23 protein-coding genes and 1 pseudogene are annotated in these 25,146 nt (G+C 71.9%); 16 read left to right on the forward strand and 8 right to left on the reverse strand.

Features of this window, described 5'->3' with window-relative positions:
* Position 1: 1 nt before the first annotated feature.
* Both tal and tkt read right to left on the reverse strand, forming a co-directional pair.
* Positions 2–1,120, reverse strand: coding sequence for a transaldolase (gene tal, locus AB0F03_RS22595; protein WP_361994828.1), 1,119 nt, complete (start codon positions 1,118–1,120; stop codon positions 2–4).
* A gap of 33 nt (positions 1,121–1,153) precedes the next feature.
* Positions 1,154–3,241, reverse strand: a complete 2,088-nt coding sequence (gene tkt, locus AB0F03_RS22600) for a transketolase (RefSeq protein ID WP_361994831.1) — start codon at positions 3,239–3,241, stop codon at positions 1,154–1,156.
* 390 nt (positions 3,242–3,631) lie between these two features.
* On the opposite strand from tkt, the gene AB0F03_RS22605 reads away from it, so the two are divergent.
* The 4 genes and pseudogenes from AB0F03_RS22605 to AB0F03_RS22620 all read left to right on the forward strand — a co-directional run bounded on the left by AB0F03_RS22605 (position 3,632) and on the right by AB0F03_RS22620 (position 7,773).
* Positions 3,632–4,585, forward strand: coding sequence for a heme o synthase (locus tag AB0F03_RS22605; RefSeq protein ID WP_361995134.1), 954 nt, complete (start codon positions 3,632–3,634; stop codon positions 4,583–4,585).
* A gap of 90 nt (positions 4,586–4,675) precedes the next feature.
* Positions 4,676–5,020: a hypothetical protein gene (locus AB0F03_RS22610; protein ID WP_361994834.1), complete on the forward strand. Its 345-nt coding sequence runs from the start codon at positions 4,676–4,678 to the stop codon at positions 5,018–5,020.
* Positions 5,021–5,890: 870 nt separating this feature from the next.
* The gene (locus AB0F03_RS22615; protein WP_361994837.1) at positions 5,891–6,997 is read left to right on the forward strand and encodes an amidohydrolase family protein; all 1,107 of its coding nucleotides are present in this window, start codon (positions 5,891–5,893) and stop codon (positions 6,995–6,997) included.
* 39 nt (positions 6,998–7,036) lie between these two features.
* Positions 7,037–7,773, forward strand: a pseudogene (locus AB0F03_RS22620) (nucleotidyltransferase domain-containing protein).
* A 1-nt stretch (position 7,774) separates the two neighbouring features.
* Here AB0F03_RS22620 and AB0F03_RS22625 read toward each other — a convergent pair.
* From AB0F03_RS22625 to AB0F03_RS22640, 4 genes are read right to left on the reverse strand one after another with little or no spacing between them, the layout of a single operon-like run.
* Positions 7,775–8,785: a COX15/CtaA family protein gene (locus AB0F03_RS22625; protein WP_361994840.1), complete on the reverse strand. Its 1,011-nt coding sequence runs from the start codon at positions 8,783–8,785 to the stop codon at positions 7,775–7,777.
* A gap of 34 nt (positions 8,786–8,819) precedes the next feature.
* Positions 8,820–9,536, reverse strand: a complete 717-nt coding sequence (locus AB0F03_RS22630; protein ID WP_361995135.1) for an ABC transporter permease — start codon at positions 9,534–9,536, stop codon at positions 8,820–8,822.
* A gap of 50 nt (positions 9,537–9,586) precedes the next feature.
* Complete coding sequence (locus AB0F03_RS22635; RefSeq protein WP_361994843.1) at positions 9,587–10,510, reverse strand: ABC transporter ATP-binding protein; 924 nt, start codon at positions 10,508–10,510, stop codon at positions 9,587–9,589.
* Positions 10,511–10,541: 31 nt separating this feature from the next.
* On the reverse strand, positions 10,542–11,357 hold the full coding sequence (locus AB0F03_RS22640; protein WP_361994846.1) for an AAC(3) family N-acetyltransferase: 816 nt from the start codon (positions 11,355–11,357) through the stop codon (positions 10,542–10,544).
* Between the two features lie 184 nt (positions 11,358–11,541).
* On the opposite strand from AB0F03_RS22640, the gene AB0F03_RS22645 reads away from it, so the two are divergent.
* The 9 genes from AB0F03_RS22645 to dapD all read left to right on the forward strand — a co-directional run bounded on the left by AB0F03_RS22645 (position 11,542) and on the right by dapD (position 19,239).
* A complete protein-coding gene (locus AB0F03_RS22645; protein WP_361994849.1) occupies positions 11,542–12,276 on the forward strand; it encodes a metalloregulator ArsR/SmtB family transcription factor in 735 nt (244 codons plus the stop codon).
* Entirely contained in the window at positions 12,273–13,694 is a 1,422-nt protein-coding gene (sufB, locus tag AB0F03_RS22650) for a Fe-S cluster assembly protein SufB (protein WP_361994851.1), read from the forward strand. The genes AB0F03_RS22645 and sufB overlap by 4 nt, the downstream gene beginning before the upstream one ends.
* A 53-nt stretch (positions 13,695–13,747) precedes the next feature.
* The gene (sufD, locus tag AB0F03_RS22655) at positions 13,748–14,968 is read left to right on the forward strand and encodes a Fe-S cluster assembly protein SufD (protein WP_361994854.1); all 1,221 of its coding nucleotides are present in this window, start codon (positions 13,748–13,750) and stop codon (positions 14,966–14,968) included.
* Positions 14,965–15,282: a non-heme iron oxygenase ferredoxin subunit gene (locus tag AB0F03_RS22660; protein ID WP_361994857.1), complete on the forward strand. Its 318-nt coding sequence runs from the start codon at positions 14,965–14,967 to the stop codon at positions 15,280–15,282. Before sufD ends, AB0F03_RS22660 begins: the two co-directional genes overlap by 4 nt.
* Positions 15,283–15,289: 7 nt before the next feature.
* On the forward strand, positions 15,290–16,054 hold the full coding sequence (sufC, locus tag AB0F03_RS22665) for a Fe-S cluster assembly ATPase SufC (protein WP_361994860.1): 765 nt from the start codon (positions 15,290–15,292) through the stop codon (positions 16,052–16,054).
* Positions 16,051–17,307 (forward strand): cysteine desulfurase, encoded by a 1,257-nt coding sequence (locus AB0F03_RS22670; RefSeq protein WP_361994863.1) that lies wholly within the window; start codon positions 16,051–16,053, stop codon positions 17,305–17,307. The genes sufC and AB0F03_RS22670 overlap by 4 nt, the downstream gene beginning before the upstream one ends.
* A gap of 16 nt (positions 17,308–17,323) precedes the next feature.
* The gene (sufU, locus tag AB0F03_RS22675) at positions 17,324–17,791 is read left to right on the forward strand and encodes a Fe-S cluster assembly sulfur transfer protein SufU (protein WP_356823091.1); all 468 of its coding nucleotides are present in this window, start codon (positions 17,324–17,326) and stop codon (positions 17,789–17,791) included.
* Positions 17,788–18,120, forward strand: coding sequence for a metal-sulfur cluster assembly factor (locus AB0F03_RS22680; RefSeq protein WP_361994866.1), 333 nt, complete (start codon positions 17,788–17,790; stop codon positions 18,118–18,120). The genes sufU and AB0F03_RS22680 overlap by 4 nt, the downstream gene beginning before the upstream one ends.
* Positions 18,121–18,252: 132 nt before the next feature.
* A complete protein-coding gene (gene dapD / locus AB0F03_RS22685; RefSeq protein ID WP_361994869.1) occupies positions 18,253–19,239 on the forward strand; it encodes a 2,3,4,5-tetrahydropyridine-2,6-dicarboxylate N-succinyltransferase in 987 nt (328 codons plus the stop codon).
* Between the two features lie 130 nt (positions 19,240–19,369).
* Here the strand turns inward: dapD and dapA are convergent, their stop codons facing one another.
* Positions 19,370–20,284: a 4-hydroxy-tetrahydrodipicolinate synthase gene (gene dapA, locus AB0F03_RS22690; protein WP_361994872.1), complete on the reverse strand. Its 915-nt coding sequence runs from the start codon at positions 20,282–20,284 to the stop codon at positions 19,370–19,372.
* A gap of 171 nt (positions 20,285–20,455) precedes the next feature.
* On the opposite strand from dapA, the gene AB0F03_RS22695 reads away from it, so the two are divergent.
* Both AB0F03_RS22695 and AB0F03_RS22700 read left to right on the forward strand, forming a co-directional pair.
* Positions 20,456–20,596 (forward strand): hypothetical protein, encoded by a 141-nt coding sequence (locus tag AB0F03_RS22695; protein ID WP_361994875.1) that lies wholly within the window; start codon positions 20,456–20,458, stop codon positions 20,594–20,596.
* 290 nt (positions 20,597–20,886) lie between these two features.
* On the forward strand, positions 20,887–21,423 hold the full coding sequence (locus AB0F03_RS22700; protein ID WP_361994877.1) for a DUF3618 domain-containing protein: 537 nt from the start codon (positions 20,887–20,889) through the stop codon (positions 21,421–21,423).
* Positions 21,424–21,498: 75 nt separating this feature from the next.
* Here AB0F03_RS22700 and AB0F03_RS22705 read toward each other — a convergent pair whose 3' ends face one another.
* Positions 21,499–23,325: an endonuclease/exonuclease/phosphatase family protein gene (locus AB0F03_RS22705; protein WP_361994880.1), complete on the reverse strand. Its 1,827-nt coding sequence runs from the start codon at positions 23,323–23,325 to the stop codon at positions 21,499–21,501.
* A 265-nt stretch (positions 23,326–23,590) separates the two neighbouring features.
* Here AB0F03_RS22705 and AB0F03_RS22710 point away from each other — a divergent pair, with 265 nt between their 5' ends.
* Entirely contained in the window at positions 23,591–25,018 is a 1,428-nt protein-coding gene (locus AB0F03_RS22710) for a hypothetical protein (protein WP_361994883.1), read from the forward strand.
* The last annotated feature ends 128 nt before the right edge of the window (positions 25,019–25,146 follow it).

Genomic DNA, 25,146 nt, shown 5'->3' on the forward strand with positions numbered 1-25,146 from the left:
CTCAGCCCTCCGAGGGGGCAAGGCGCTCGAGCTCCGCCTGGGTCGACTTCAGAAGGTCGTTCCAGGACGCCTCGAACTTCTCGACGCCCTCCTCCTCCAGAACGCGTACGACGTCGTCGTAGGCGATGCCGAGCTTCTCCAGCGCGTCGAGGTCCGCACGCGCCTGCTCGTAGGTGCCGGCGATGGTGTTGCCGCGGATCTCGCCGTGGTCCTCGGTGGCCTCCAGCGTGGCCTCCGGCATGGTGTTGACCGTGTTCGGCGCGACCAGCTCGGTGACGTACAGGGTGTCCGGGTACGCCGGGTCCTTCACGCCGGTCGACGCCCACAGCGGACGCTGCTTGTTGGCGCCCGCGTTCTCCAGCGCGCTCCAGCGGTCGGAGGAGAAGACCTCCTCGTACGCCTGGTAGGCGAGGCGCGCGTTGGCGAGGGCCGCCTTGCCGCGCAGCCCCTTGGCCTCGTCGGTGCCGATCTCGTCCAGGCGCTTGTCGATCTCGGTGTCCACGCGGGACACGAAGAAGGACGCCACGGAGTGGATCTTCGACAGGTCCAGGCCGCGCTCCTTGGCCTTCTCCAGGCCGGTGAGGTAGGCGTCCATGACCGCGCGGTAGCGCTCCAGGGAGAAGATCAGCGTGACGTTGACGCTGATGCCGCGGCCGATGACCTCGCTGATCGCCGGGACGCCCGCCAGGGTGGCCGGGATCTTGATGAGGGTGTTCGGCCGGTCGACCAGCCAGGCCAGCTGCTTGGCCTCGGCGACGGTCGCGTGCTCGTCGTGGGCCAGCCGCGGGTCGACCTCGATGGAGACCCGGCCGTCCTGGCCGTCGGTGGCGTCGAAGACCGGGCGCAGGATGTCGGCGGCGTCACGGACGTCCGCCGTGGTGATCATGCGGATGGCCTCTTCGACCGTGACCTTGCGGGCGGCGAGGTCCGACAGCTGCTGGTCGTAGCCGTCGCCCTGCGAGATCGCCTTCTGGAAGATCGTCGGGTTGGTGGTGACGCCGACGACGTGCTGCTGGTCGATCAGCTCGGCGAGGTTGCCGGACGTGATCCGCTTGCGCGACAGGTCGTCCAGCCAGATCGCGACGCCTTCTTCGGAGAGGCGCTTGAGTGCGTCTGTCATGGAATTACATCTCCTACGTGTCGTATGTGAGCGTCAGCGCTGGGCGGCGGCGAGGGATTCCCTCGCCTTGGCGGCCACGTTCTCGGCCGTGAAACCGAACTCGCGGAAGAGCACCTTGGCATCGGCGGACGCACCGAAGTGCTCCAGGGAGACGATGCGGCCGGCGTCCCCGACGTACTTGTGCCAGGTGAGCCCGACGCCCGCCTCCACGGCGACTCGGGCCTTCACGGACGACGGCAGCACGGACTCCCGGTACCCCTCGTCCTGCTGCTCGAACCACTCCACCGACGGCATCGACACGACCCGGGTGGGAACGCCGTCGGCCTGGAGCTGCTCACGCGCCTCCACCGCCACATGCACCTCGGAACCGGTGGCGATCAGGATGACCTGCGCCTCACCGCCGTCGGCCTCGAACAGGACGTAGCCGCCGCGGGCGGCGCCCTCGTTGGGCTCGTAGGCCGGCACACCCTGGCGGGTCAGCGCGAGGCCGTGCGGCTGGCCCTTGCCGAACTCCTTGGTCCAGCGGCGGAGGATCTCGCGCCAGGCGATCACCGTCTCGTTGGCGTCCGCCGGGCGGACGATGTTCAGACCCGGGATCGCGCGCAGCGAGGCCAGGTGCTCCACCGGCTGGTGGGTCGGACCGTCCTCGCCGAGACCGATGGAGTCGTGCGTCCACACGAACGTCACCGGCAGGTGCATGAGCGCCGACAGCCGGACCGCGTTGCGCATGTAGTCGGAGAACACCAGGAAGGTGCCGCCGTAGACGCGCGTGTTGCCGTGCAGCGTGATGCCGTTCAGCTCCGCGCCCATGGAGTGCTCACGGATGCCGAAGTGGATCGTGCGGCCGTACGGGTTGGCCTCGGGCAGCGGGTTGCCCTCGGGCAGGAACGAGCTGTTCTTGTCGATCGTGGTGTTGTTCGACCCGGCGAGGTCGGCGGAGCCGCCCCACAGCTCGGGGATCACCGCGCCGAGCGCCTGGAGCACCTTGCCGGACGCGGCGCGCGTCGCGACGGCCTTGCCGGGCTCGAAGACCGGGAGCTTCTCCTCCCAGCCGGTGGGCAGCTCACCCTTGGCGATCCGGTCGAACTCGGCGGCGCGCTCGGCGTTGCCGTCGCGCCACTCCTGGAACGACTTCTCCCACTCGGCCTTGGCCTGCCGGCCCCGGTCGAGCGCCTCGCGGGTGTGGGCGAGGACCTCGTCGGCGACCTCGAACGTCCGCTCCGGGTCGAAGCCGAGGACACGCTTGGTGGCCGCGACCTCCTCCTCGCCGAGGGCCGAACCGTGCGCGGCCTCGGTGTTCTGCGCGTCCGGCGCCGGCCAGGCGATGATCGAGCGCATCGCGATGAAGGACGGCCGGTCGGTGACCCGCTTGGCCTCCTGGATCGCGGCGAAGATCGCCTTCGGGTCCAGGTCGCCGTTCTCCTGCGCCGCGACCCGCTGGACGTGCCAGCCGTAGGCCTCGTACCGCTTCACGGTGTCCTCGGACACGGCCGTCTCGGTGTCGCCCTCGATCGAGATGTGGTTGTCGTCCCACAGCAGGACCAGGTTGCCGAGCTTCTGGTGCCCGGCCATCGAGGACGCCTCGGCGGAGATGCCCTCCTGGAGGCAGCCGTCACCGGCGATGCAGTAGATGAAGTGGTCGAAGGGCGACTCGCCGGCGGGTGCGTCCGGGTCGAACAGGCCGCGCTCGTACCGGGAGGCCATCGCCATGCCGACCGCGTTGGCGACACCCTGGCCCAGCGGGCCCGTGGTGGTCTCCACGCCCCTGGTGTGCCCGTACTCCGGGTGACCGGGGGTCTTGGAGCCCCAGGTCCGGAAGGACTTCAGGTCGTCCAGCTCCAGGCCGAAGCCGGCCAGGTAGAGCTGGGTGTAGAGGGTCAGGGACGTGTGGCCGGCGGACAGCACGAAGCGGTCGCGGCCGACCCACTCCGGGTCGGCCGGGTCGTGCCGCATCACCTTCTGGAAGAGCGTGTACGCGGCCGGGGCCAGGCTCATCGCCGTACCGGGATGGCCGTTGCCGACCTTCTGTACGGCGTCTGCGGCCAGGACGCGGGCGGTGTCGACGGCCCGCTGGTCCAGCTCGGTCCACTCGAGGTCTGTGGTGGTCGGCTTGGTGCTCACCCTGGGTCAGGGCTCCTCTCCACATGTCGGTCGCCGGTCGTCGGGGCATACGCCCACCCGGCCGCCGGCGTGCTTGTCGCCCACCGGCCGTTGTCGAGCCTACCCCCGTGAGGACGTGCGTTTTTTCGAGTGTTTACAGACTGCCGGGAGTCGGTGGGATCCGCCTCCCGACCGGCCGGGAAGGCAGGTGGCACATGAATACGGAGCCGCTCATCTGACTGCTCAATCGAGCCTCTGTACGCACGTCCGGCGTGTCCCGCCGACGGCCCCGTCAACACGACCCCACCCCCGCGAAGGCCGGGGTACGGGCAACGTCTAAAGTGGCGTGGTACGCGCGAGCCCTCACCCCCGCTTCCCATGGGGAGGCTCGCTGGGATGTCTCTGTCAGGGGTGTGCGTGACGGCCGTCGAATCCCGTCCAGCGGGTGTGCTCGGTGCGAGCCAGGGCCCGGTTCATCGGCCGTTCGGGGCCCGTGTCAAGGCGTTCGTGGCGCTGACCAAGCCGCGGATCATCGAACTGCTGCTCATCACCACCGTCCCGGTGATGTTCCTGGCCCAGCAGGGCGTGCCCGACCTGAAGCTGGTGCTGCTGACCTGCGTCGGCGGCTACCTCTCCGCGGGCGGCGCCAACGCGCTGAACATGTACATCGACCGGGACATCGACGCCCTGATGGACCGCACCTCCCAGCGTCCGCTGGTGACCGGCATGGTGAGCCCGCGCGAGTGCCTGGCCTTCGGCATCACCCTCGCGGTCGTCTCCACCCTGCTCTTCGGCCTGACCGTCAACTGGCTGTCTGCCTGGCTGTCCCTCGGCGCGCTCCTCTTCTACGTCATCGTCTACACGATGCTCCTCAAGCGGCGTACGTCCCAGAACATCGTGTGGGGCGGCATCGCGGGCTGCATGCCGGTGCTGATCGGCTGGTCGGCCGTGACCGACTCGCTCTCCTGGGCCCCGCTGATCCTCTTCCTGGTGATCTTCTTCTGGACGCCGCCGCACTACTGGCCGCTGTCCATGAAGGTCAAGGACGACTACGCGCGCGTGGGCGTGCCCATGCTGCCGGTCATCGCCTCCAACAAGGTCGTCGCCCGGCAGATCGTCCTCTACAGCTGGGTCATGGTCGCCGTCTCCCTGCTGCTCACCCCGCTCGGCTACACCGGCTGGTTCTACACGGCGGTCGCGCTGGCCTCGGGCGGCTGGTGGCTGTGGGAGGCGCACGCTCTCCAGAACCGGGCGAAGGCCGAGGTCGCGGGCGCGAAGCTGAAGGAGATGCGGCTCTTCCACTGGTCGATCACCTACGTGTCCCTGCTGTTCGTGGCGGTCGCGGTGGACCCGTTCCTGCGCTGAGCCCCTGCACGGACGACGGGAGGGGTGCGTGGCCAAGGCCACGCACCCCTCCCGTCGCCGTTCGATCTACCCGTCGGTAGCATCCTGGCCATGGCAGACACGCAGCAGGTTGACCCGAAGGCCGACGCCAGGACCGAGCGCACGGTGGCGAAGCTCGCCCGGCGGATCAGCGCCTTCTCCAAGGCCCACGGTGGTGCCGAGGGCCAGGTGGCCTACCTCGGCCAGCGCGGCGCCCGCATCGTCCTCGTCGGCGAGGACGGCGGCTGGGGGGACCTGGTGGCCCCCACGTTCGCCGTCGCCGAGCAGGCGGTGCGCGCGTCCGGGATCACGGTCCACGAGACCTTCGACGGCGAGTTCGCGGCGAAGGTACGCACGGGCCCCTACGAGTGGAAGCGGATGGCCGGCATCCAGGTGGGCGGCCCCACCAACGCCTGAACCGCACGGCCCGGGGCCGCGCGGGCGCCCGCGAGCCGTGCCGCCGGCGACCGGCACGCGCGGGCGTGGCCGGCATACGTGGAGCGTCCCGCCAGCGGCCGGCACGCGCGGGAGCGTCCGTCCGCAACCGGGCATGTGCGGACCGCCCCGCCGGTGGCCCCCCTGTGCGGGGCTGCCCGCATGGGCGCCAACCGGCCTCCGGCGCCGGGTCCGCCCCGGAGCCTTGGCGATGGCTGAGCCGTGACCCCGCCGTCGCGCGGGGGTCCGCGGAACGGCCTGTCCGCAGCCTGCGCGCGTGGAGCGACCTGCGCGCGTGGCGGTCTCCGGCGCCGGGTCCGGCTTGCGGTCGCTGAGCCGCAGGCCCCGCGCCGGGCCCGCGGTCTGCCCGCGCACGGCCCGTACGCGCGGCGCGCCCCTCACGCGGGTCGCGGCCTGCGGCCTCTGCGACGGCTGAGCCGCGGCCCCGCCCGCGCGCGCAGCTTGCGTGCGCTGAGTGGCCTGCGCACGTGGCGGTCTGCGGCGCCGGTTCCGGCCTGCGGCCTCTGCGGCGGCTGAGCTGTGGCCCGCCGTCGCGCGGGGGTTCGCGGAGCGGCCCGTCCCGCAGCCCGCATGGGCGGGGCGGCCCGCGCGGGTCGCGGTCTGTGGCGCCGGGCTCGGCTCGCGGTCTCCGCGGTGGCTGAGCCGCGGTGCCGCGTCGCGCGGGGGCCACCGAGCGGCCCGCCCGCAGCCCGCACGGCGGAGCGCCGCGTCGCGGCCCGCGGCGCCGGGGTCGGCCGCGCGCGCCGCGGCCCCCGGGCCGCGACCTCCGGCCCCGGTCACCCGTTAGGACGGGCAAGGCAGTACAGCGCGTGTCCTCACGGGGGAGCCGGAATGATCGAGACGCCGTCCCTCGTGGACCAGTACTGCCACGGCGTACTGCGGACGGAGCTGGGTCTCGGCACCTTCGAGGCGCAGCTGTCCCGCACCGAGGGGGCCCCGGCGCCGGGCACCACCCTCTTCGACACGCAGACCGGTTTCGCCGTACGCCGCTGGTGCCCGCCCCTGCTCGGCCTCGAACCCCACTGCGCGCCCGCCCGTTATCTGGCCCGGCGCCGGGAACTGGGCGCCGTGGAGGCGGGCCGCAGGCTGCTGCGGGGGACCGGCATCACCACCTACCTGGTCGACACGGGCCTGCCCGGGGACCTCACCGGCCCCGCCGAGATGGCTTCCGCGGGGAACGCGGAGGCCCGGGAGATCGTCCGTCTGGAGCCGCTCGCCGAGCAGGTCGCCGACACCTCCGGGACCGTCGAGTCCTTCCTCGCCAACCTCGCCGAGTCCGTGCACGGAGCCGCGGCGACCGCCGTCGCCTTCACCTCCGTCGCGGGCCTGCGCCACGGCCTGGCCCTCGCGCCGGAACCGCCGGGGCCGGGGGAGGTACGCGGCGCGGCGGGCCGCTGGCTGGCCGGACGGCGGGCCGGCGGCGCGCTCACGGACCCCGTGCTGCTGCGGCACCTGCTGTGGAACGCGGTCGCCTCGGGCCTGCCCCTCCAGCTGCACACGGGCCTCGGCGAGCCCGGCTCGCGCGTCGACCGCACCGACCCGGTCCTGCTCACCGACTTCGTCCGGGCCACGGCCGGCCTCGGCACCGACCTCGTCCTGCTGCACGGCTACCCGTACCACCGGCACACCGCCCACCTGGCCGGCGTCTTCCCGCACGTGTACGCCGACTCCGGCGCCGCTCTGGTGCGCACCGGCGCCCGTGCCGCCGCCGTCCTCGCCGAGACCCTGGAGCTGGCCCCCTTCGGCAAGATCCTCTTCTCCACCGGCGCCCATGGCCTGCCCGAACTCCACGTCGTCGGCGCCCACCTCTTCCGCGAGGCGCTCTCCCGCGTCCTGGGCACCTGGGTCGCCGAGGGCGCGTGGGTCCGGGCGGACGCCCAGCGCGTGGCCCGGCTGATCGCGGCGGACAACGCGCGCCGGGTGTACGGGCTGGGATGAGGCTGTACCGCCGTACGCCCGGCCACGCAGACTGGGGCGATGCAGACCGACGCCCTGCTCGACCGCTTCCTGCGCGACCTCGCGTCCCTCCGCCCCCTCGCGCTGTGGGCCCACGGCTCCCTGGCCGGCGGGGACTACCGCGAGGGACGCAGCGACCTGGATCTCATCGCCGTACTCCCCGGGCCGCTCGGCCTCGGGCGGATCCGGCAGGTGGCCCGCCTGCACCGCCGGCTGCGCGGCACGCCGCTCGCCGCCAAGCTCCATTGCAGCTATCTGACCCCGGACCCCTGGACGACCCCGGGCGGAAGCATCTCACCTGGGCGCACGACGGACTGCTGCACCGGCCCGTCACCCCCGTCACCCGGCGTGAGCTGCACACCTTCGGCCGGGTGCTGCACGGGCGGGGACCGGAGGCGCTGCTGCCCGCGGTGCCGGACCGGCAGCTCACCGACTTCGTCGTCCGCGACCAGCGCGATTTCTGGCGGCCGGCGGTGGACCGGCCCCGGCGGTGGCGACAGGACGTGTGGGTCGACCTGGGCCTGCTGACGTACTCCCGGGCGGGTGTCACCCTGCGCGAGGGGCGGCTGATCACCAAGAAGGAGGCGCTCGGCGAGCTGCCCGCACTGGGCGCGCCTCCCGAGGTCGTCAAGGACATCGCCCGGCGGCGCTACGGCACACCCGCCCCGTCGGACCCCGCCCGGCGGGCCCGCCGCGCCGCGCTGACCCGCGCCTACCTGGGACCGGCGATCGACGCCCTCGTGGCCGCGTACGGATGAGTCAGGCGCGGGAGCCGACCGTCACCTCGGCGGCGGGACCCGGCAGGTCCGCCGCGAGCGCCGGGCGTTCCCGCAGCGACAGCAGGACGCGCAGGACCCAGATCCACATCACGGCGGCGCCCGTCATGTGCGCGGCGACCAGGGCCTCGGGGAGGTGGGTGAAGTACTGGACGTACCCGAGGGCGCCCTGGCACAGCAGGATGACGAACAGCTCCCGCGTCCGCGCGGCCGGCTCCTTCGGGGCGTCCACCGCCTTCAGCACGAACCACAGCGCGAAGGTCAGCGTGACCACGATCCAGGCGAGCACCGCGTGCAGCTTGGCGACGGTCTCCCAGTCGATCGGGATGCGCTCGACCTCGTTGGAGTCACCGGCGTGCGGCCCGGCCCCGGTCACCACCGTGCCCACCGCGATGAGCAGCGCCGACGCGGCGACCAGGACCCACACCAGCTGCCGCACCGCCGCGCCGACCAGCGGACGCGGGGCGCCGTCGCCCTCCCGGGCGCGCTGCCACGTCAGGGTGGCGACGGCGATCAGCGCCGAGGAGAGCAGGAAGTGCGCGGCGACCGTGTACGGGTTGAGGCCGACCAGCACCACGACGCCGCCGAGGACGGCGTTGCCCATGACCACCCAGAACTGGGCCCAGCCCAGCCGGGTCAGGGTGCGCCGCCACGGCTTCTGGGCGCGGGCCGCGACGATGGCCCAGCCGACGGCCGCGCACAGCACGTACGTCAGCATGCGGTTGCCGAACTCCACGACCCCGTGGAAGCCCATGGCCCGGGTGGTGGTCAGCGAGTCGTCGGTGCAGGTGGGCCAGGTCGGGCAGCCCAGCCCGGAGCCGGTCAGGCGGACGGCGCCGCCGGTCACGACGATGACCACCGACATCACGAGCGCGGCGAGCGCCGCCCGTCGGACGGTCCGGGGATCCGGGGTCCAGTGGTCGGCGATGAGGGCGAGCGGGTTGCGCAGGGCGGCCCGGGCGTCGGCGCGGTTCAGCTTTGGCACGTCCACCATCGTAGGCCGCCGCTTGTGCACGCGTTCACGAGGGTCACTCCCAGCGGAAGAATTTTCCGGCCGCGGCGAGCCCCGCCACCGCCCACACGGCGAGGACACCGAGGTCGCCCCAGGGCATGCCGGCGCCGTGCTGGAGCACGTCCCGCAGCCCGTCGGACAGGGCGGAGATCGGCAGCAGGCCGAGCACCTGCTGTCCCGCCGGACCGAACTTCTCCAGCGGGACGATCACCCCGCCGCCCACGAGCAGCAGCAGGAAGACCAGGTTGGCGGCGGCCAGCGTGGCTTCCGCCTTCAGTGTGCCGGCCATCAGCAGGCCGAGGCCCGAGAACGCCGCCGTGCCCAGGAGCAGCAGCAGGAACACCGCGAACGGGTTGCCGTGCGGGGACCAGCCGAGGGCGAGGGCGATCGCCGTCAGCAGGATCACCTGGAGGACCTCCGTGAACAGCACCGACAGCGTCTTCGCGGTCATCAGGCCCCAGCGCGGCAGCGGGGAGGAGGCGAGCCGTTTCAGGACGCCGTAGCGGCGCTCGAAGCCCGTCCCGATGGCCTGGCCGGTGAACGCCGTCGACATCACGGCGAGCGCGAGGATGCCGGGGGCGAGGAAGGCGACGGCCTCGCCCGCGCCGGTGTCCACGATGTCGACCGTGCTGAAGAGCACCAGCAGCAGGGCCGGGATGACGACCGTCAGCAGCAGCTGCTCGCCGTTGCGCAGCAGCATCCTGGTCTCCAGTGCCGCCTGCGCCGCGATCATGCGGGGGAGCGGGGCGGCTCCGGGGGCGGGGGTGTAGGTACCCGTGGTGGTCACGCGCGCAGCTCCTTGCCGGTCAGCTCCAGGAAGACGTCCTCCAGTGTGTGCCGCTCCACCGAGATCCGGTCCGGCATCACCCCGTGCTGGGCGCACCAGGAGGTCACCGTGGCCAGCAGCTGCGGGTCGACCTTGCCGGTGACGCGGTAGCTGCCCGGGGTCAGCTCGGCGGCCGTGCAGTCGGCCGGGAGCGCCTTGAGCAGGGAGCCGACGTCGAGGCCGGGGCGGCCGGTGAAGCGCAGGGTGTTCTCGGCGCCGCCCCGGCACAGCTCCTCGGGGGAGCCCTGGGCGATGACCCGGCCGCCGTCGATGATCGCCACGTCGTCGGCCAGCTGTTCGGCCTCGTCCATGTGGTGGGTGGTGAGGATCACCGAGACGCCGTCGGCACGCAGGTCCCGGACCAGGTCCCAGGTGGCGCGGCGGGCCTGCGGGTCGAGCCCGGCGGTCGGCTCGTCCAGGAACACCAGTTCCGGGCGGCCCACGACGGCCATGGCGAGCGCCAGCCGCTGCTGCTGGCCGCCGGACAGCCGGCGGTAGCCGGTCCGGCCGCAGGAGCCGAGGCCGAGGCGTTCGATCAGGGCGTCGACGTCCAGCGGATGGGCGTGCAGCCGCGCGATGTGCCGCAGCATCTCGTCGGCGCGGGCGCCGGAGTAGACCCCGCCGGACTGGAGCATCACGCCGATGCGGGGCCGCAGCCGCGCGGACTGCCGTACCGGGTCGAGTCCGAGGACGCGCACCGTGCCGCCGTCCGGCTTCCGGTACCCCTCGCAGGTCTCGACGGTCGTCGTCTTCCCCGCCCCGTTGGGGCCGAGTACGGCGGTCACGCCCGGCTGGGCCACCAGGTCGAGGCCGTTCACCGCGGTCTTCGTGCCGTACCGCTTCACCAGGGCCTGGATCTGGACCACGGGCTCACTTCGCATGGGTCCAGAGTCTAGGGAGAGCGCCGGCCCGTCAGGCGGCCGGGTGCGGGAAGTCCTCCTCCCGGGGACGGTGCAGCGGCAGCCACCGCTCGGCGTAGGCCACGGCGTCCGCCACGGGGAACAGCCGTACGTCCGCCGCGCCCACCGTGCCGCGCACCACGGGCCGGTCCCGTTCGAAGTCGTGTCCCAGCTCGTCGAACCGGGCGGAGTCGATCGACACCTCGGTCACGGTCTCCCAGCCGCCGCCGGGGGCGGGCCGGCCGACCCGCACGCGCGGTGCCGGTGTCCGGTACTCGGCGAGGTGGAAGGCGGTGCAGGAGTCGTAGCCCGCGCCGAGCAGCAGCACCCGGGCGCCCCGTTCCTCCAGCCGGGCCAGGGGGCTGCGCTCGCCCAGCCGGCAGTCGGGGGCATGGCCGCCGGTGATCTCCCGCGCGTGCCGGCCGAGTGCCGCGAAGGAGGTCTGCGGGTGGGCGCTGCGCAGGGCGCCGGGCCAGGTCCGCACCGTCTCGGGGATCACGCCGATCCCGAGCGTGGGTGTGGTCCGGGGGGCGTACGGGGGCATGGTGGTGCGGATCCGGTCCCACCACTCCTCGGGCACCGGGGGCCTGCGCCACGACGCGGGGTCGGACAGCTGGGCGGAGTGGGCGGGGACGACGAGCGTGCCGGACGGGCCGAGCGCGTCGAGGAGGCCCTGGACGACCGCGACGGCCCCGCCGTTGACCCAGCCGAGGGAGCTGAGGGAGGAATGCGCGAGGAGGATCTCGCCGGTCTCGACACCGAGCAGCCGCAGGCCCGCGGCGATGTCGTCCCGGGTGACAAGAGGGCCGGTGGGAAGGGGTGTGGGCATGGTCGGGGAGTCTTCCCGACGGGGCGGGGCGCCGCCACCGGTTTGCTCGGCGGGAACACCCCCCGGTGCGCGGCCGGAGATCATATCCGCAGGTCGGATTAGGTTCACCTAAGTGACGCAGGGCACCGCTCGGTGATCCGGACGCCGCTTGTCAGTCTCCGCGGAATTACGCAACAATGGCGTTGTGAAAAACGTCGGCGAGGCTCGGGAGACCCCGGTGGGGACCCCGCAGGAGGAGCTAGCGACCGGTGAGCGCTCGACGCGCAACCGGGTCGCGCGGTCCATCCTGGACCACGGGCCGTCGACCGTCGCGGAACTCGCCGGCCGGCTGGGACTCACCCAGGCGGCCGTACGGCGTCACCTGGACGCGCTGGTGGCCGACGACGTCGTGGAGGCACGCGAACAGCGGGTCTACGGCGCGCGCACGCGCGGGCGCCCCGCCAAGGTCTTCGCGCTCACCGACTGCGGCCGGGACGCCTTCGACCAGTCCTACGACAAGCTCGCCGCGGACGCGCTCCGCTGGATCGCCGAGCAGGGCGGCGGCGCCGAGGCGGTCGCCGCCTTCGCCCGCGCCCGGATCACCGCGCAGGCGAGCGCGTACCGCGAGGCGATCGAGGCCGCAGGCCCCGACAAGCGCGCCGAAGCGCTCGCCAGGGCCCTGAGCGCCGACGGGTACGCTGCTACGGCGCGCAGCGCACCGGTCGGCGAGCAGCTCTGCCAGCACCACTGCCCGGTCGCCCACGTCGCGGAACAGTTTCCGCAGCTGTGCGAGGCGGAGACCGAGGTCTTCGCGGAGCTTCTGGGTACCCATGTCCAGCGACTGGCGACCATCGCCCACGGCGACGGCGTCTGCACGACGTTCATCCCCGAGATTTCCACTGACGCACCTGCAAGCACGGCCGGGAGGAACCCCGCATGACTCTCCCCACGGAGACTGCTCACCCCGAACTCGAGGGCCTGGGCAAGTACGAATACGGCTGGGCCGACTCCGACGTGGCCGGTGCCTCCGCCAGGCGCGGCCTGAACGAGGACGTCGTCCGTGACATCTCGGGCAAGAAGTCCGAGCCGGAGTGGATGACGAAGCTGCGCCTGAAGGGCCTGAAGCTCTTCGAGAAGAAGCCCATGCCCAACTGGGGCTCGGACCTCTCGGGCATCGACTTCGACAACATCAAGTACTTCGTGCGCTCCACGGAGAAGCAGGCGGCGTCCTGGGAGGACCTGCCCGAGGACATCAAGAACACCTACGACAAGCTGGGCATCCCGGAGGCCGAGAAGCAGCGCCTCGTCGCCGGTGTCGCCGCCCAGTACGAGTCGGAGGTCGTCTACCACCAGATCCGCGAGGACCTGGAGGAGCAGGGCGTCATCTTCCTCGACACCGACACCGCCCTGAAGGAGCACCCCGAGCTCTTCAAGGAGTACTTCGGCACGGTCATCCCCGTCGGCGACAACAAGTTCGCGTCGCTGAACAGCGCGGTGTGGTCCGGCGGCTCCTTCATCTACGTGCCGAAGGGCGTGCACGTCGAGATCCCGCTCCAGGCCTACTTCCGTATCAACACGGAGAACATGGGCCAGTTCGAGCGGACGCTGATCATCGTCGACGAGGGTGCCTACGTGCACTACGTCGAGGGCTGCACGGCCCCGATCTACAAGTCGGACTCGCTGCACAGCGCGGTCGTCGAGATCATCGTCAAGAAGAACGCCCGCTGCCGTTACACGACCATCCAGAACTGGTCGAACAACGTCTACAACCTGGTCACCAAGCGCGCCGTGGCCTACGAGGGCGCGACCATGGAGTGGGTCGACGGCAACATCGGCTCCAAGGTGACGATGAAGTACCCGGCCGTCTACCTGATGGGCGAGCACGCCAAGGGCGAGACCCTCTCCATCGCGTTCGCGGGCGAGGGCCAGCACCAGGACGCCGGCGCCAAGATGGTGCACATGGCGCCGAACACGTCGTCCAACATCGTCTCCAAGTCCGTGGCGCGCGGCGGCGGCCGCACGTCGTACCGCGGCCTGATCGAGATCGGCGAGGGCGCCGCGGGCTCCAAGTCGAACGTGCTGTGCGACGCCCTGCTGGTGGACACGATCTCCCGGTCGGACACGTACCCGTACGTCGACGTCCGCGAGGACGACGTGTCCATGGGCCACGAGGCCACCGTCTCCAAGGTCTCCGACGACCAGCTCTTCTACCTGATGAGCCGCGGTCTCTCCGAGGACGAGGCCATGGCGATGATCGTGCGCGGCTTCGTCGAGCCGATCGCCAAGGAGCTGCCCATGGAGTACGCGCTGGAGCTGAACCGGCTGATCGAGCTTCAGATGGAAGGCGCGGTCGGCTGACCCGCCCCATCACCGGCAGACGTCTCACTCAGAAAGAGAGCACTACGACAGCCATGGCTGAGGCCCAGAACTCCCCCACTCTCGGCTCCGCTCGAGCGGGGGGACCCCCGCCGGCGGGTTCCACCACCGCCGGCTCGATCGCGGTCGCCGCGGAGTCGACCGTCGTCTCGCGCATGAGCGCGCCCCCGTCCTTCGACGTGACGGACTTCCCGGTCCCGCACGGCCGCGAGGAGGAATGGCGGTTCACCCCGCTGGAGCGGCTGCGCGGACTGCACGACGGCACCGCGGTCGCCGACGGCGACGGTGTGAAGGTCGACGTCCGGGCCCCCGAGGGCGTCACCGTCGAGACCGTCGGCCGTGACGACGCGCGGATCGGCAGGGCGGGCACCCCGGTCGACCGGATCGCCGCGCAGGCGTACTCCGCGTTCGAGAAGGCCTCGGTCGTGACCGTGGCGAAGGAGACCGTCCTCACCGAGCCGATCCGCATCGCGGTGCACGGCCAGGGGGGCACCGCCTTCGCCCACCAGGTGATCGAGCTGGGCGCCTTCGCCGAGGCCGTCGTGGTGATCGACCACACCGGTGACGCGGTACTCGCCGCCAACGTCGACTACGTCCTCGGCGACGGCGCGAAGCTGACCGTGGTCAGCGTCCAGGACTGGGACGACAAGGCCGTCCACGTCGCCCAGCACAACACGCTGATCGGCCGCGACGCCTCCTTCAAGTCCGTGGTCCTCACCTTCGGCGGCGACGTCGTCCGCCTGCACCCGCGCGTGGCGTACGCCGGCCCCGGCGGCGCGGCCGAGCTGTTCGGCCTGTACTTCACCGACGCCGGACAGCACCAGGAGCACCGCCTGCTGGTCACCCACAACGCCCCGCACTGCACGTCGAACGTCGTCTACAAGGGCGCGCTCCAGGGTGAGCAGGCGCACGCGGTCTGGATCGGTGACGTGCTCATCGAGGCCAGCGCCGAGGGCACGGACACCTACGAGATGAACCGCAACCTGGTCCTCACGGACGGCGCGCGCGTCGACTCGGTGCCGAACCTGGAGATCGAGACCGGCGAGATCGTCGGCGCCGGCCACGCCTCCGCCACCGGCCGCTTCGACGACGAGCAGCTCTTCTACCTGATGGCCCGCGGCATCCCCGAGCACGAGGCGCGCCGCCTGGTGGTCCGCGGCTTCTTCGCCGAGCTGATCCAGCAGATCGGTGTCACCGACATCGAGGAGCGCCTGCTCGCCAGGATCGAGGACGAGCTGGAGGCCGCGGTCGCATGACCTTCGTACGCGTCTGCGGGCTGGGCGAACTGGCCGAGGACACCCCCAAGCGCGTGGAGATAGACAGCACGCCGGTCTCGGTCGTCAGGACCGGCGGCGAGGTGTTCGCCATCCACGACATCTGCTCCCATGCGAACGTCTCCCTCTCCGAGGGGGAGGTGGAGGACTGCCAGATCGAGTGCTGGCTGCACGGCTCCGCCTTCGACCTGCGCACCGGCAAGCCGTCCGGCCTCCCCGCGACGCGCCCCGTCCCCGTATACCCCGTAAAGATCGAAGGGGACGACGTTCTCGTCTCCCTCACCCAGGAGTCCTGAGGCACCCATGGCAACGCTTGAAATCCGAGACCTGCACGTCACCGTCGAGGCCGACAACGCCACGAAGGAGATCCTCAAGGGCGTCGACCTCACCGTGAAGCAGGGCGAGACGCACGCCATCATGGGCCCCAACGGCTCCGGCAAGTCGACGCTCGCCTACTCGCTGGCGGGTCACCCGAAGTACACGATCACCAGCGGCACCGTCACCCTCGACGGTGAGGACGTCCTGGCGATGTCCGTCGACGAGCGCGCCCGCGCGGGCCTGTTCCTGGCGATGCAGTACCCCGTCGAGATCCCCGGCGTCTCGGTCTCCAACTTCCTGCGCACCTCCGCCACCGCCGTCCGCGGCGAGGCCCCCAAGCTGCGCACCTGGGTGAAGGAGGTCAAGGAGGCCATGGAGCGTCTCCACATGGACCCGTCCTTCGCCGAGCGCAACGTCAACGAGGGCTTCTCCGGCGGTGAGAAGAAGCGCCACGAGATCCTCCAGCTGGAGCTGCTCAGGCCGAAGTTCGCGATCCTCGACGAGACCGACTCCGGCCTCGACGTCGACGCTCTCCGCATCGTCTCCGAGGGCGTCAACCGCGTCCACGGAACCGGCGAGGTCGGCACCCTGCTGATCACGCACTACACGCGCATCCTGCGCTACATCAAGCCCGACCACGTCCACGTCTTCACCGCCGGCCGCATCGTCGAGTCGGGCGGCCCGGAGCTGGCGGACAAGCTGGAGAACGAGGGCTACGAGGCATACGTGAAGGGTGGCGCATCCGCGTGACACAGCTGCCGGGCCTCCTCGACACCGAGGCGATCCGCAAGGACTTCCCCATCCTGGACCGCGTGGTCCACGACGGCCGGAAGCTCGTGTACCTGGACAACGCGGCGACCAGCCAGAAGCCGCGCCAGGTGCTGGACGCCCTGAGCGAGTACTACGAGTGCTACAACGCCAACGTCCACCGCGGTGTGCATGTGCTCGCCGAGGAGGCCACGGCGCTGTACGAGGGCGCGCGCGACAAGGTCGCGGAGTTCATCAACGCGCCCAGCCGCGACGAGGTGATCTTCACCAAGAACGCCTCCGAGTCGCTGAACCTCGTGGCGAACATGCTGGGCTGGGCAGACGAGCCCTACCGTGTGGACCACGAGACCGAGATCGTCATCACGGAGATGGAGCACCACTCCAACATCGTGCCGTGGCAGCTGCTGTCGCAGCGCACGGGCGCGAAGCTGAAGTGGTTCGGCCTCACCGACGACGGCCGCCTGGACCTGTCCAACATCGACGAGATCATCACCGAGAAGACGAAGATCGTCTCCTTCGTGCTGGTGTCGAACATCCTGGGCACGGTCAACCCGGTCGAGGCGATAATCCGCCGCGCCCAGGAGGTCGGTGCGCTGGTCTGCATCGACGCCTCCCAGGCCGCGCCCCACATGCCCCTGGACGTGCAGGCCCTCCAGGCCGACTTCGTGGCCTTCACCGGCCACAAGATGTGCGGCCCGACGGGCATCGGTGTCCTGTGGGGCCGCCAGGAGCTGCTGGAGGACCTTCCCCCCTTCCTGGGCGGCGGCGAGATGATCGAGACCGTCTCGATGCACTCGTCCACGTACGCCCCGGCGCCCCACAAGTTCGAGGCGGGCACGCCCCCGATCGCGCAGGCGGTCGGTCTCGGCGCGGCGATCGACTACCTGAACGCGATCGGCATGGACCGGATCCTCGCCCATGAGCACGCGCTGACGGAGTACGCGGTGCAGCGCCTGGCACAGGTGCCGGACCTGCGCATCATCGGCCCGACGACGGCCGAGGACCGGGGCGCGGCGATCTCCTTCGCCCTCGGTGACATCCACCCGCACGACGTGGGCCAGGTCCTCGACGAGGAGGGCATCGCGGTCCGGGTCGGGCACCACTGCGCCCGTCCGGTCTGCCTGCGCTACGGAATTCCTGCGACCACGCGAGCGTCGTTCTATCTGTACTCCACGCCGGGCGAGATCGACGCACTGGTCGACGGTCTGGAGCACGTACGGAACTTCTTCGGCTGAGGGGCGTGCTGAAAAGGTGAAGCTGGACTCGATGTACCAGGAAGTCATCCTGGACCACTACAAGAACCCGCACGGGCGTGGTCTGAGGGACGGCGACGCCGAGGTGCACCATGTGAACCCGACGTGCGGCGACGAGATCACCCTCCGCGTGAAGTACGAGGGCTCGAAGATCACGGACGTCTCCTACGAGGGCCAGGGCTGCTCCATCAGCCAGGCCAGCGCGTCGGTCCTCAACGAGCTGCTGGTCGGCAAGGAACTCGCCGAGGCGCAGAAGATCCAGGAGACCTTCCTGGAGCTGATGCAGTCCAAGGGCCGGGTCGAGCCCGACGACGCGATGGAGGAGGTCCTGGAGGACGCGGTCGCGTTCGCCGGTGTCTCCAAGTACCCCGCGCGGGTCAAGTGCGCCCTCCTGAGCTGGATGGCGTGGAAGGACGCGACGGCCCAGGCGCTGAACGGCGCCGACGCCGAAAGGAAGACCGCATGAGCGACACCGTCGAGATGAAGCCGGCCTCGGAGGAGGAACTCCGTGAGGCCCTGATGGACGTGGTCGACCCCGAGCTGGGCATCGACGTCGTCAACCTGGGCCTGATCTACGGCATCCACGTCGACGACGCGAACATCGCGACGATCGACATGACCCTGACCTCGGCGGCCTGCCCGCTGACGGACGTCATCGAGGACCAGGCGAAGTCCGCGACGGACGGCCTGGTCAACGAGCTGCGCATCAACTGGGTGTGGATGCCGCCGTGGGGCCCGGACAAGATCACGGACGAGGGCCGCGACCAGCTGAGGGCACTCGGCTTCAACGTCTGAACCACCTGCCCTTCGCGGTGGAGCGCGGGAGAGGGGCCACGGCGGCGCGCCGTGGCCCCTTCCGCGTGCCCGGACAACCGGCACGTGGGACGCGGTTCGCTCTCGGTGGCCCGCCCGCGTTAGGTTTTCCCCATGACCGACTCTGCTTCCCGTACCACCGGCGCCGTCGCCGCCGGCCTCGCCACGATCGCCTCCGACGGCACCGTGCTCGACACCTGGTTCCCGGCCCCCGAGCTGGTCGAGGAGCCCGGCCCCGCCGGCACCGAGCGGCTGACCGCCGAGCAGGCGGCGCAGCTGCTGGGCGGCGGAGCGACCGCGGCGACCGGCCCGGACGCCCGCCGGGGCGTCGAGGTGGTCGCGGTCCGCACGGTCATCGCCTCGCTGGACGACAAGCCGATCGACGCGCACGACGTCTACCTGCGCCTGCACCTGCTCTCGCACCGCCTGGTCCGGCCGCACGGCCAGAGCCTGGACGGCCTCTTCGGTCACCTCGCCAACGTCGCCTGGACCTCGCTCGGCCCGGTCGCCGTGGACGACATCGAGAAGGTGCGCCTGAACGCCCGCGCCGAGGGCCTGCACCTCCAGGTGACCTCGATCGACAAGTTCCCGCGCATGACGGACTACGTCGTGCCCAAGGGCGTGCGCATCGCCGACGCCGACCGGGTCCGCCTGGGCGCGCACCTCGCGGCGGGCACCACCGTCATGCACGAGGGCTTCGTCAACTTCAACGCCGGCACCCTCGGCACGTCGATGGTCGAGGGCCGCATCTCCGCGGGCGTCGTGATCGGCGACGGCTCGGACATCGGCGGCGGCGCCTCCACCATGGGCACCCTGTCCGGCGGCGGCAACGTGATCATCTCCATCGGCGAGCGCTGCCTGATCGGCGCCGAGGCGGGCGTCGGTATCGCGCTCGGCGACGAGTGCGTGGTCGAGGCCGGCCTGTACATCACCGCGGGCACCCGCGTCACCATGCCCGACGGCCAGATCGTCAAGGCCCGCGAGCTGAGCGGCGCCTCGAACATCCTCTTCCGCCGCAACTCGGTCACCGGCACCGTCGAGGCCCGCCCGAACAACGCGGTCTGGGGCGGCCTGAACGACATCCTGCACAGCCACAACTGACGCACCGACAGCCCGAGCGCCCCCGCCGGTATCCCGGCGCGGGGCGCTCCGTCGTGTCCGGGGGCCGGACGACAGGTGCGCCCGGGGGAACGGAAGGTGACGGCGGACGGCCAGGCGCGGGACGCGCCGATCACGCACCCACGAGTGTCCCGTACCGCGCCAGCAGCTCGTCGGCCGCCTCCCGGCCGGCGGGCAGCAGCGGTGCGCGCACCGGGCCCGCGGGCAGCCCGAGGCGGGCGAGCAGGGCCTTCGCGGTGACCGTGCCGGGCAGCTCCGCGCCCGTCATCGCCTCGGTCAACGGCACGGCGGCCAGCTGGAGCCGGGTCGCGCGGGCGGTGTCGCCCGCGTCGTACGCGTCCAGGATCGCGGCCATGTGCGCCGGTACGGCGTTCGCGACCGTGCTGACACAGCCCGCCGCGCCGACCGCGTACAGCGCCAGCACGTGCTCGTCGCAGCCCGCGTAGTACGCCAGCCCGGTCCGCGCCAGCACCTTCTGGGTGCCGAGGAAGTCGTAGGAGCAGTCCTTGACGGCCACGATCCGCGGGTGTGCCGCGAGGCGGATCATGGTGTCCGGCTCGATCCGGGTGCCGGTGCGGCCCGGGATGTCGTAGAGCATCACGGGCAGTCCGCTCCCGTCCGCGACCTGGAGGAAGTGGGCGGTCACGGCCTCCTGCGGGGGCCGGCTGTAGTACGGCGTCACCACCAGCACGCCGTCGGCGCCCGCCGCGCCGGCCGCTCGCGCCAGCTCCACCGTGTGCCGGGTGTCCGCGGTGCCCACGCCCGCGACCAGCGCCGCCCGGTCGCCGACCGCCTCCCGCACGGCCGCGACGAGCCGCGCCTTCTCGTCGTCCGTGGTGGTGGGCGACTCGCCGGTGGTGCCGTTGAGGACCAGGCCGTCGCACCCCTCGGCCACCAGGCGCACGGCCAGCCGCTGGGCGCCCGCCAGGTCGAGGGCACCCTCCTCGGTGAACGGTGTGATCATCGCGCACAGGGAGCGGCCGAAGGGCGGGGCCGGCTCGCGCGAGGGGGTCATGGTCATGGTCATGGGAGCAGTCTCGGCCCCACGTCCATGAAGCTCTACTTAATTTCTCTACGGGGTATTGATAAGCATTACTGAGGGAGGGGCGGGTCCGTCGCTCGTCATGTGTCGCACTCGGCCCCTTATGGGTCACTATGGCCGGAGGGTCACCTACGTCGTCAGGTCACGGGAGGCGCCATGAAGCTCGGCAAGGCACCGGCCACCGGCACCGCCGAGGAGCGGCCGCTCGGCCACGGGGAGGAACCGCGGTCCTGCCCGGAGGCCGGCCGTCCGGGACCGGCCGGGCCGGCCCGCGAAGAGGCCCCGGCCGCCCGATGAGGCCGCGGCTCCCGGCCGAACGCCCCACGGAGCCGCCGACGGGACACAGGAGTGTTCCCGGGCGTCGCGAGGGGCCGCCGGCCGTGACCGTGATCCCGTACGTACGGGCGGCGGGCGGCGGGCGGCGGGCGGCCCGCGCCGGCCCCCACAGCACGCCGTACCGGGCGCGGCGGCGGACCGCCGGACGCCGCCGGAAGCACTCGGCCGCGTCCCGCCGCTCCGCCCGCACCCGGGAGGACGCCCGGCGGTGCCGGGGCGGACGCCGACGCGATCAGGGAAAGGGCACACCGATGACGGACATGAACCCGCAGGGTTCGGGCGCCAAGGGCCCCGACGAGCTGCGGCAGCAGATCGAACAGAACAGGAGCCGACTCGGTGACACCGTCGCCCAGTTGGCGTACCGGGCCGATGTGAAGGGCCGGGCCCGGGCGCGGGCCGCCGACCTGAAGGACAAGGCCGGCGCCATGACCGTGCAGCTGCGCGAGAGCGCCGCGCACGCGGGGCACGGCGTGCAGGGCCGGGCGGCCCGGGCGGGGCACCTGGTCCAGGACCGTGCCGTGCGGGCCGGCCACGGCGCGCAGGAACGTGTGACGCGGGCCGGGCATGTGGTGCAGGAGCGGGCCGTGGAGAGCGGGCACTCCCTCCAGGACCGGGCGGCGCGGGCCGGCCGGACCATGCGGGACGACCCGCGGGTACCGGGCCCGCTGCGGTCCGCCGTGGGCGGCGCGCGGCGGCACCCGGGGCCCGCGCTGATCGCGGGCGCGGCGGTCGCCGCCGCGGTCGTCACCACAGCCGTGCTCTGGCGCCGGGCCGGCCGCCACGGGTGAGCGCGCCCCGGCGGTGCCGGAGCGGGGTACGGCGGGGCCGGCCGGACGCGATGTCCGGCCGGCCCCGCCGCCGTGTCACGGACGGAACCGCAGCACCTGCGGGTCGTGGTCGCTGATCTGGTCGTTGAACTCCGAGTTGACGTGCACGCTGTCGTACTCGAAGTCGCAGCCGCGCCGGACCGCCGGGCTGATCAGGATCTGGTCCAGGACCTGCTCGTTGCCCTGGTAGTCGTAGGTGTACCGCTCGCTCCTGGGCAGCGACTTGATCGCCGACCACAGTTCGCCGTCGCCCTCGAGGATCTTCGCGGTGTCGGAGAACTCGAAGTCGTTCATGTCGCCGAGCGCGATGACGTCCGCGTTCTTCTGCGCGGACAGGATGTCCTTGACGAACGCGTTCACCGCGGTGGCCTGCGCGTGCCGCTGGATCTCCGAGCTGCGCACCGGCGGCTGGTACTGCGCGGCCAGACCCTGGTCGCCCCCCTTGGAGTTGAGGTGGTTGGCGATCACGAAGACGGTCCGGCCGTGGAAGACGAACTCGCCGGCGAGCGGCTTGCGGCTGTTCTTCCAGGCCGCGTTCGCCGGGTCGATCCGGCCCGGGGAGATCGTCAGCTGCGCCTTGCCGCGCACCTTGGTGACGCCGGCCGCGGTGGTCGCGTCGCCGCCCGCGCGGTCCGTGAAGGACACCCGCTCGGGGTTGAACAGGAACACCTGGCGGATGTTGCCGCCGGGCTCGCCGCCGTCCTGGTCGTTGACCGGGTCGATCGTGCGCCAGTCGTACGTGGGGCCGCCCGCCGCGGCGATCGCGTCGATCAGCTTGCGCACGGTCTCCCCAGAGCCGACCGTGCCGTCGTCCTTGGCGCCATTGTCGTCCTGGATCTCCTCCAGGGACACGATGTCGGGCGAGCGCAGGTTGTTCACGATCGCGGAGGCGTGGGCGGCGAAGGTGGTGTCCGACGGGTCGAGGTTCTCGACGTTGTACGTCGCCACCGCCAGCTCGCCGCCCGACTGCCGGCGGGTCGTCTCGCGCTGGAGGCCACCGCTCTCCAGGGTGCCGAGCGTGCTCGCCACCAGGGTGTAGCCGCCGAACTGGTTGAAGTCCAGTGGGCCGGTGGTGGTGCCGCCCAGGGTGTCCCCGACGTTCGCCTTCGGGAAGTCGGCGGTGGCGCCCAGCGACTGTATCTGGAGCCGGCCGGTGTTCTGGGAGTCGTAGGAGCCGTACACCGTGCCGCCGCGGCGGCTGCGGTGCTCGTGCGGCTTCACCGTGACCCACAGCTCGCTGTACGGGTCGGTCGCGGTGACCACCCGGGCGTCCTGGACCCGGACGGTCATGCCCTCCAGGGACTCGTAGTAGTCCAGGGCGTACGCCGACGGGTCGAGGGTGAGGCCGTTGACGGAGCCGTTCGCCGCGGTGTCGCCGGCCGGGCTGTACGCGTCCGGCACCGTGTTCTCGTCGACGACGGTCGCCGCCGGGACGGTGTTGCCGGAGGAGACGGTGGTGACCGCCGGCTTGGTGATCTCCGTCACCGACTGGTTGCCGGACGAGGTGCCGCCCGGGACGTACTCGGAGACCGTGCCGGTCACCGTCACCGAGTCGCCGACGGCGGCCTTCGGCGCGGAGCTGGTGAAGACGAACACACCTTCGCTGGTCGCGGGGTTGTCGTCGGGGGTGGCGTCCTGCATCCAGAAGCCTTTGGAGGAGCCGTACGTGCGCGTGGCCGTGACGATGCCGGGCACGTCCGTCACCTTCTGCCCGGCGAACGGGGACACCCGGGTCGTGCCCTGGATGTCGTGGATGCGCACCGCGTCGGCGTGCGCGGGCGAGGTGAGGACGACGGCCGACGCGGCGGAACAGACGGCGGCGACGGTGAGCGCGGCGAGGCGCGCGGAAGACCTGCTCGGCAAGGGATCCCTCCGGGGACGTGCGTGAGCGCCGGGACGAGGGTGGAACGGGAGCGTGCCGGGCCGGTGGCCCTCCGTGACACGCGCAGAGCCGAGTGAACAGTTGTCCCCCCAACTTCTACGCGCGTCAATCTCCTGCCTGGCGCGGGAAGTTGTCAAGGTTTCGGCCATGTACGGCGGCCGGCGCGGAGATGAACCGGGTGGCATGGGTGGAAATCCGTCTAGGCTGAGGGGTTGAGTCCGTTCACGGTCCGAGGAGAACCAGCCGATGTCAGACAGCTCCCCCCTGCCGCCGGCGCGACTGCGCCCCGAAGCGGAGCTGGCGCGTGCCGCGCTGTCCACGCCGTTGCTCTCCCGGGCGGTCCGGCTCGCCCGCTGGGCCGGGCCCGGCACCCGCGTGGACGCCGGCGGCTCGCTGGCCGAGGAGCAGCTGCCGGCCGCCGTCGAACTGCTGGGCCTCGGCGGCGACGACGCCGCCGCCGAGGCCGGCGAGGCCTGGCGTGCCGCCGTGGACACCGGACTGATCGAGATCGTGGACGAGGAGGCCGGCACCGTCCGGGCGGGTGAGGAGCTGAAGCTGCTCACCGCCGGTTCCCCGCAGGACGTGCTCGCCGTGTGGCTGGCCGCGCTGGAGACCACGCTCGCCGACGCGAGCGTGCCCGATCTGGAGGGTCTGGTCGACGCGTTGGAGCAGGGTGGCGAGGTCGATTTCTCGTCACTCGGCTGGGACCCGGAGGCCGAGGCGGAGTTCCTCGACGGAGTCCTCGGCAACCTGTACCTCCTGACCGTCGGTGAGGGCAATCCCGGTGGGGACCCCGTGCCGCTGCCCGCCCTCGCCGCCTCGGTGATTCTGCCCAGCGGGACGGGTGAACCCACCAACGACGTCCTTGAACAGGTGTCCGACGCGATGATGCGGCTGGACGACCAGTTCCGGGTGCTGGAACCGGTCGGGCTGGTGGAGTACCAGCCGGTGGACGAGGCGCTGCTGGTGGACGCCGACGAGGAGCCCGCCGCGCCGGTGGACGACACCGACGTCTCCCGCTACGGCATGGTCCGGCTCACCCCGCTCGGCGTGTACGGGCTGCGGGCGCGGCTGCTGGAGGCCGGCTTCGAGGCGCCCGCCGTCGGTGACCTGGCCGACGGGAGCGCGGACGCGCTGCTCGACGGCACCGCCCGGTACGGGCAGCACGCCGCGCAGGCCGAGACCGAGCAGTGGCTCGGCCGTCGCGAACCCCTCGCCGCGGCACGGGAGTTGCTGGCGGCGGCGCGGGGCGCGGACGCCGGGGCGCCGCTGCGCAGGCTCCGCTGCCAGCAGGCGCTGTCGCTGGTGGGCATCGAGGCCGAACCCGCGCTGCGGGAGGTGCTGGACGACCCCGAACTGGGCGGACTCGCCCGGGTGTGGCTGAGCGAGCGGGGCGCCGCCGAGGTGCCGGCACCGTCGCAGGACATGGTGTTCTGGCTCACCGTCGACACGGTGGCCGCGCAGCTGGCGGCCGAGGGCAACTCCGAGGAACTCCAGGCCCTGGTCGAGGGGCTGGCCTCCCGGCACAGCGGGTTCTTCGCCGCCGCCTGGCGGGTGGAGCACCCCGCCACCGCGGACGTGCTCGAGGCGATGGGACGGCTGCACCCGGACAAGAAGGTGGCGAAGGAGGCACGCAAGGCCGCGTTCAAGGCCCGTTCCCAGCAGGCGAGTTGAGACACGGCCGGTGGCGGTGCCGACCTGGGCTTTGACCGGCCATGGGGCGGTGCGTACGGGTTCTTGAACAGGGAGCGCCGAAGTAGCCCGGCGTTCAGCCCGTGTTCACCGCCGGGCGGGAGCGTGTG

The organism is Streptomyces sp. NPDC028722, from assembly GCF_040637655.1.
Classification (GTDB): Bacteria; Actinomycetota; Actinomycetes; order Streptomycetales; family Streptomycetaceae; genus Streptomyces.

What these genes read in the sequence shown, in the direction of transcription:
- AB0F03_RS22640 (WP_361994846.1), bottom strand. Translation starts at nt 11,357, where the DNA reads ATGCCCACACCCCTTCCCACCGGCCCTCTTGTCACCCGGGACGACATC.
- sufB (WP_361994851.1), top strand. Translation starts at nt 12,273, where the DNA reads ATGACTCTCCCCACGGAGACTGCTCACCCCGAACTCGAGGGCCTGGGC.
- AB0F03_RS22630 (WP_361995135.1), bottom strand. Translation starts at nt 9,536, where the DNA reads ATGATCGCGGCGCAGGCGGCACTGGAGACCAGGATGCTGCTGCGCAAC.
- AB0F03_RS22660 (WP_361994857.1), top strand. Translation starts at nt 14,965, where the DNA reads ATGACCTTCGTACGCGTCTGCGGGCTGGGCGAACTGGCCGAGGACACC.
- AB0F03_RS22710 (WP_361994883.1), top strand. Translation starts at nt 23,591, where the DNA reads ATGTCAGACAGCTCCCCCCTGCCGCCGGCGCGACTGCGCCCCGAAGCG.
- AB0F03_RS22700 (WP_361994877.1), top strand. Translation starts at nt 20,887, where the DNA reads ATGACGGACATGAACCCGCAGGGTTCGGGCGCCAAGGGCCCCGACGAG.
- AB0F03_RS22610 (WP_361994834.1), top strand. Translation starts at nt 4,676, where the DNA reads ATGGCAGACACGCAGCAGGTTGACCCGAAGGCCGACGCCAGGACCGAG.
- AB0F03_RS22680 (WP_361994866.1), top strand. Translation starts at nt 17,788, where the DNA reads ATGAGCGACACCGTCGAGATGAAGCCGGCCTCGGAGGAGGAACTCCGT.
- sufC (WP_361994860.1), top strand. Translation starts at nt 15,290, where the DNA reads ATGGCAACGCTTGAAATCCGAGACCTGCACGTCACCGTCGAGGCCGAC.
- AB0F03_RS22695 (WP_361994875.1), top strand. Translation starts at nt 20,456, where the DNA reads ATGAAGCTCGGCAAGGCACCGGCCACCGGCACCGCCGAGGAGCGGCCG.
- dapA (WP_361994872.1), bottom strand. Translation starts at nt 20,284, where the DNA reads ATGACCATGACCATGACCCCCTCGCGCGAGCCGGCCCCGCCCTTCGGC.
- AB0F03_RS22625 (WP_361994840.1), bottom strand. Translation starts at nt 8,785, where the DNA reads ATGGTGGACGTGCCAAAGCTGAACCGCGCCGACGCCCGGGCCGCCCTG.
- AB0F03_RS22635 (WP_361994843.1), bottom strand. Translation starts at nt 10,510, where the DNA reads ATGCGAAGTGAGCCCGTGGTCCAGATCCAGGCCCTGGTGAAGCGGTAC.
- dapD (WP_361994869.1), top strand. Translation starts at nt 18,253, where the DNA reads ATGACCGACTCTGCTTCCCGTACCACCGGCGCCGTCGCCGCCGGCCTC.
- tal (WP_361994828.1), bottom strand. Translation starts at nt 1,120, where the DNA reads ATGACAGACGCACTCAAGCGCCTCTCCGAAGAAGGCGTCGCGATCTGG.
- AB0F03_RS22615 (WP_361994837.1), top strand. Translation starts at nt 5,891, where the DNA reads ATGATCGAGACGCCGTCCCTCGTGGACCAGTACTGCCACGGCGTACTG.
- sufD (WP_361994854.1), top strand. Translation starts at nt 13,748, where the DNA reads ATGGCTGAGGCCCAGAACTCCCCCACTCTCGGCTCCGCTCGAGCGGGG.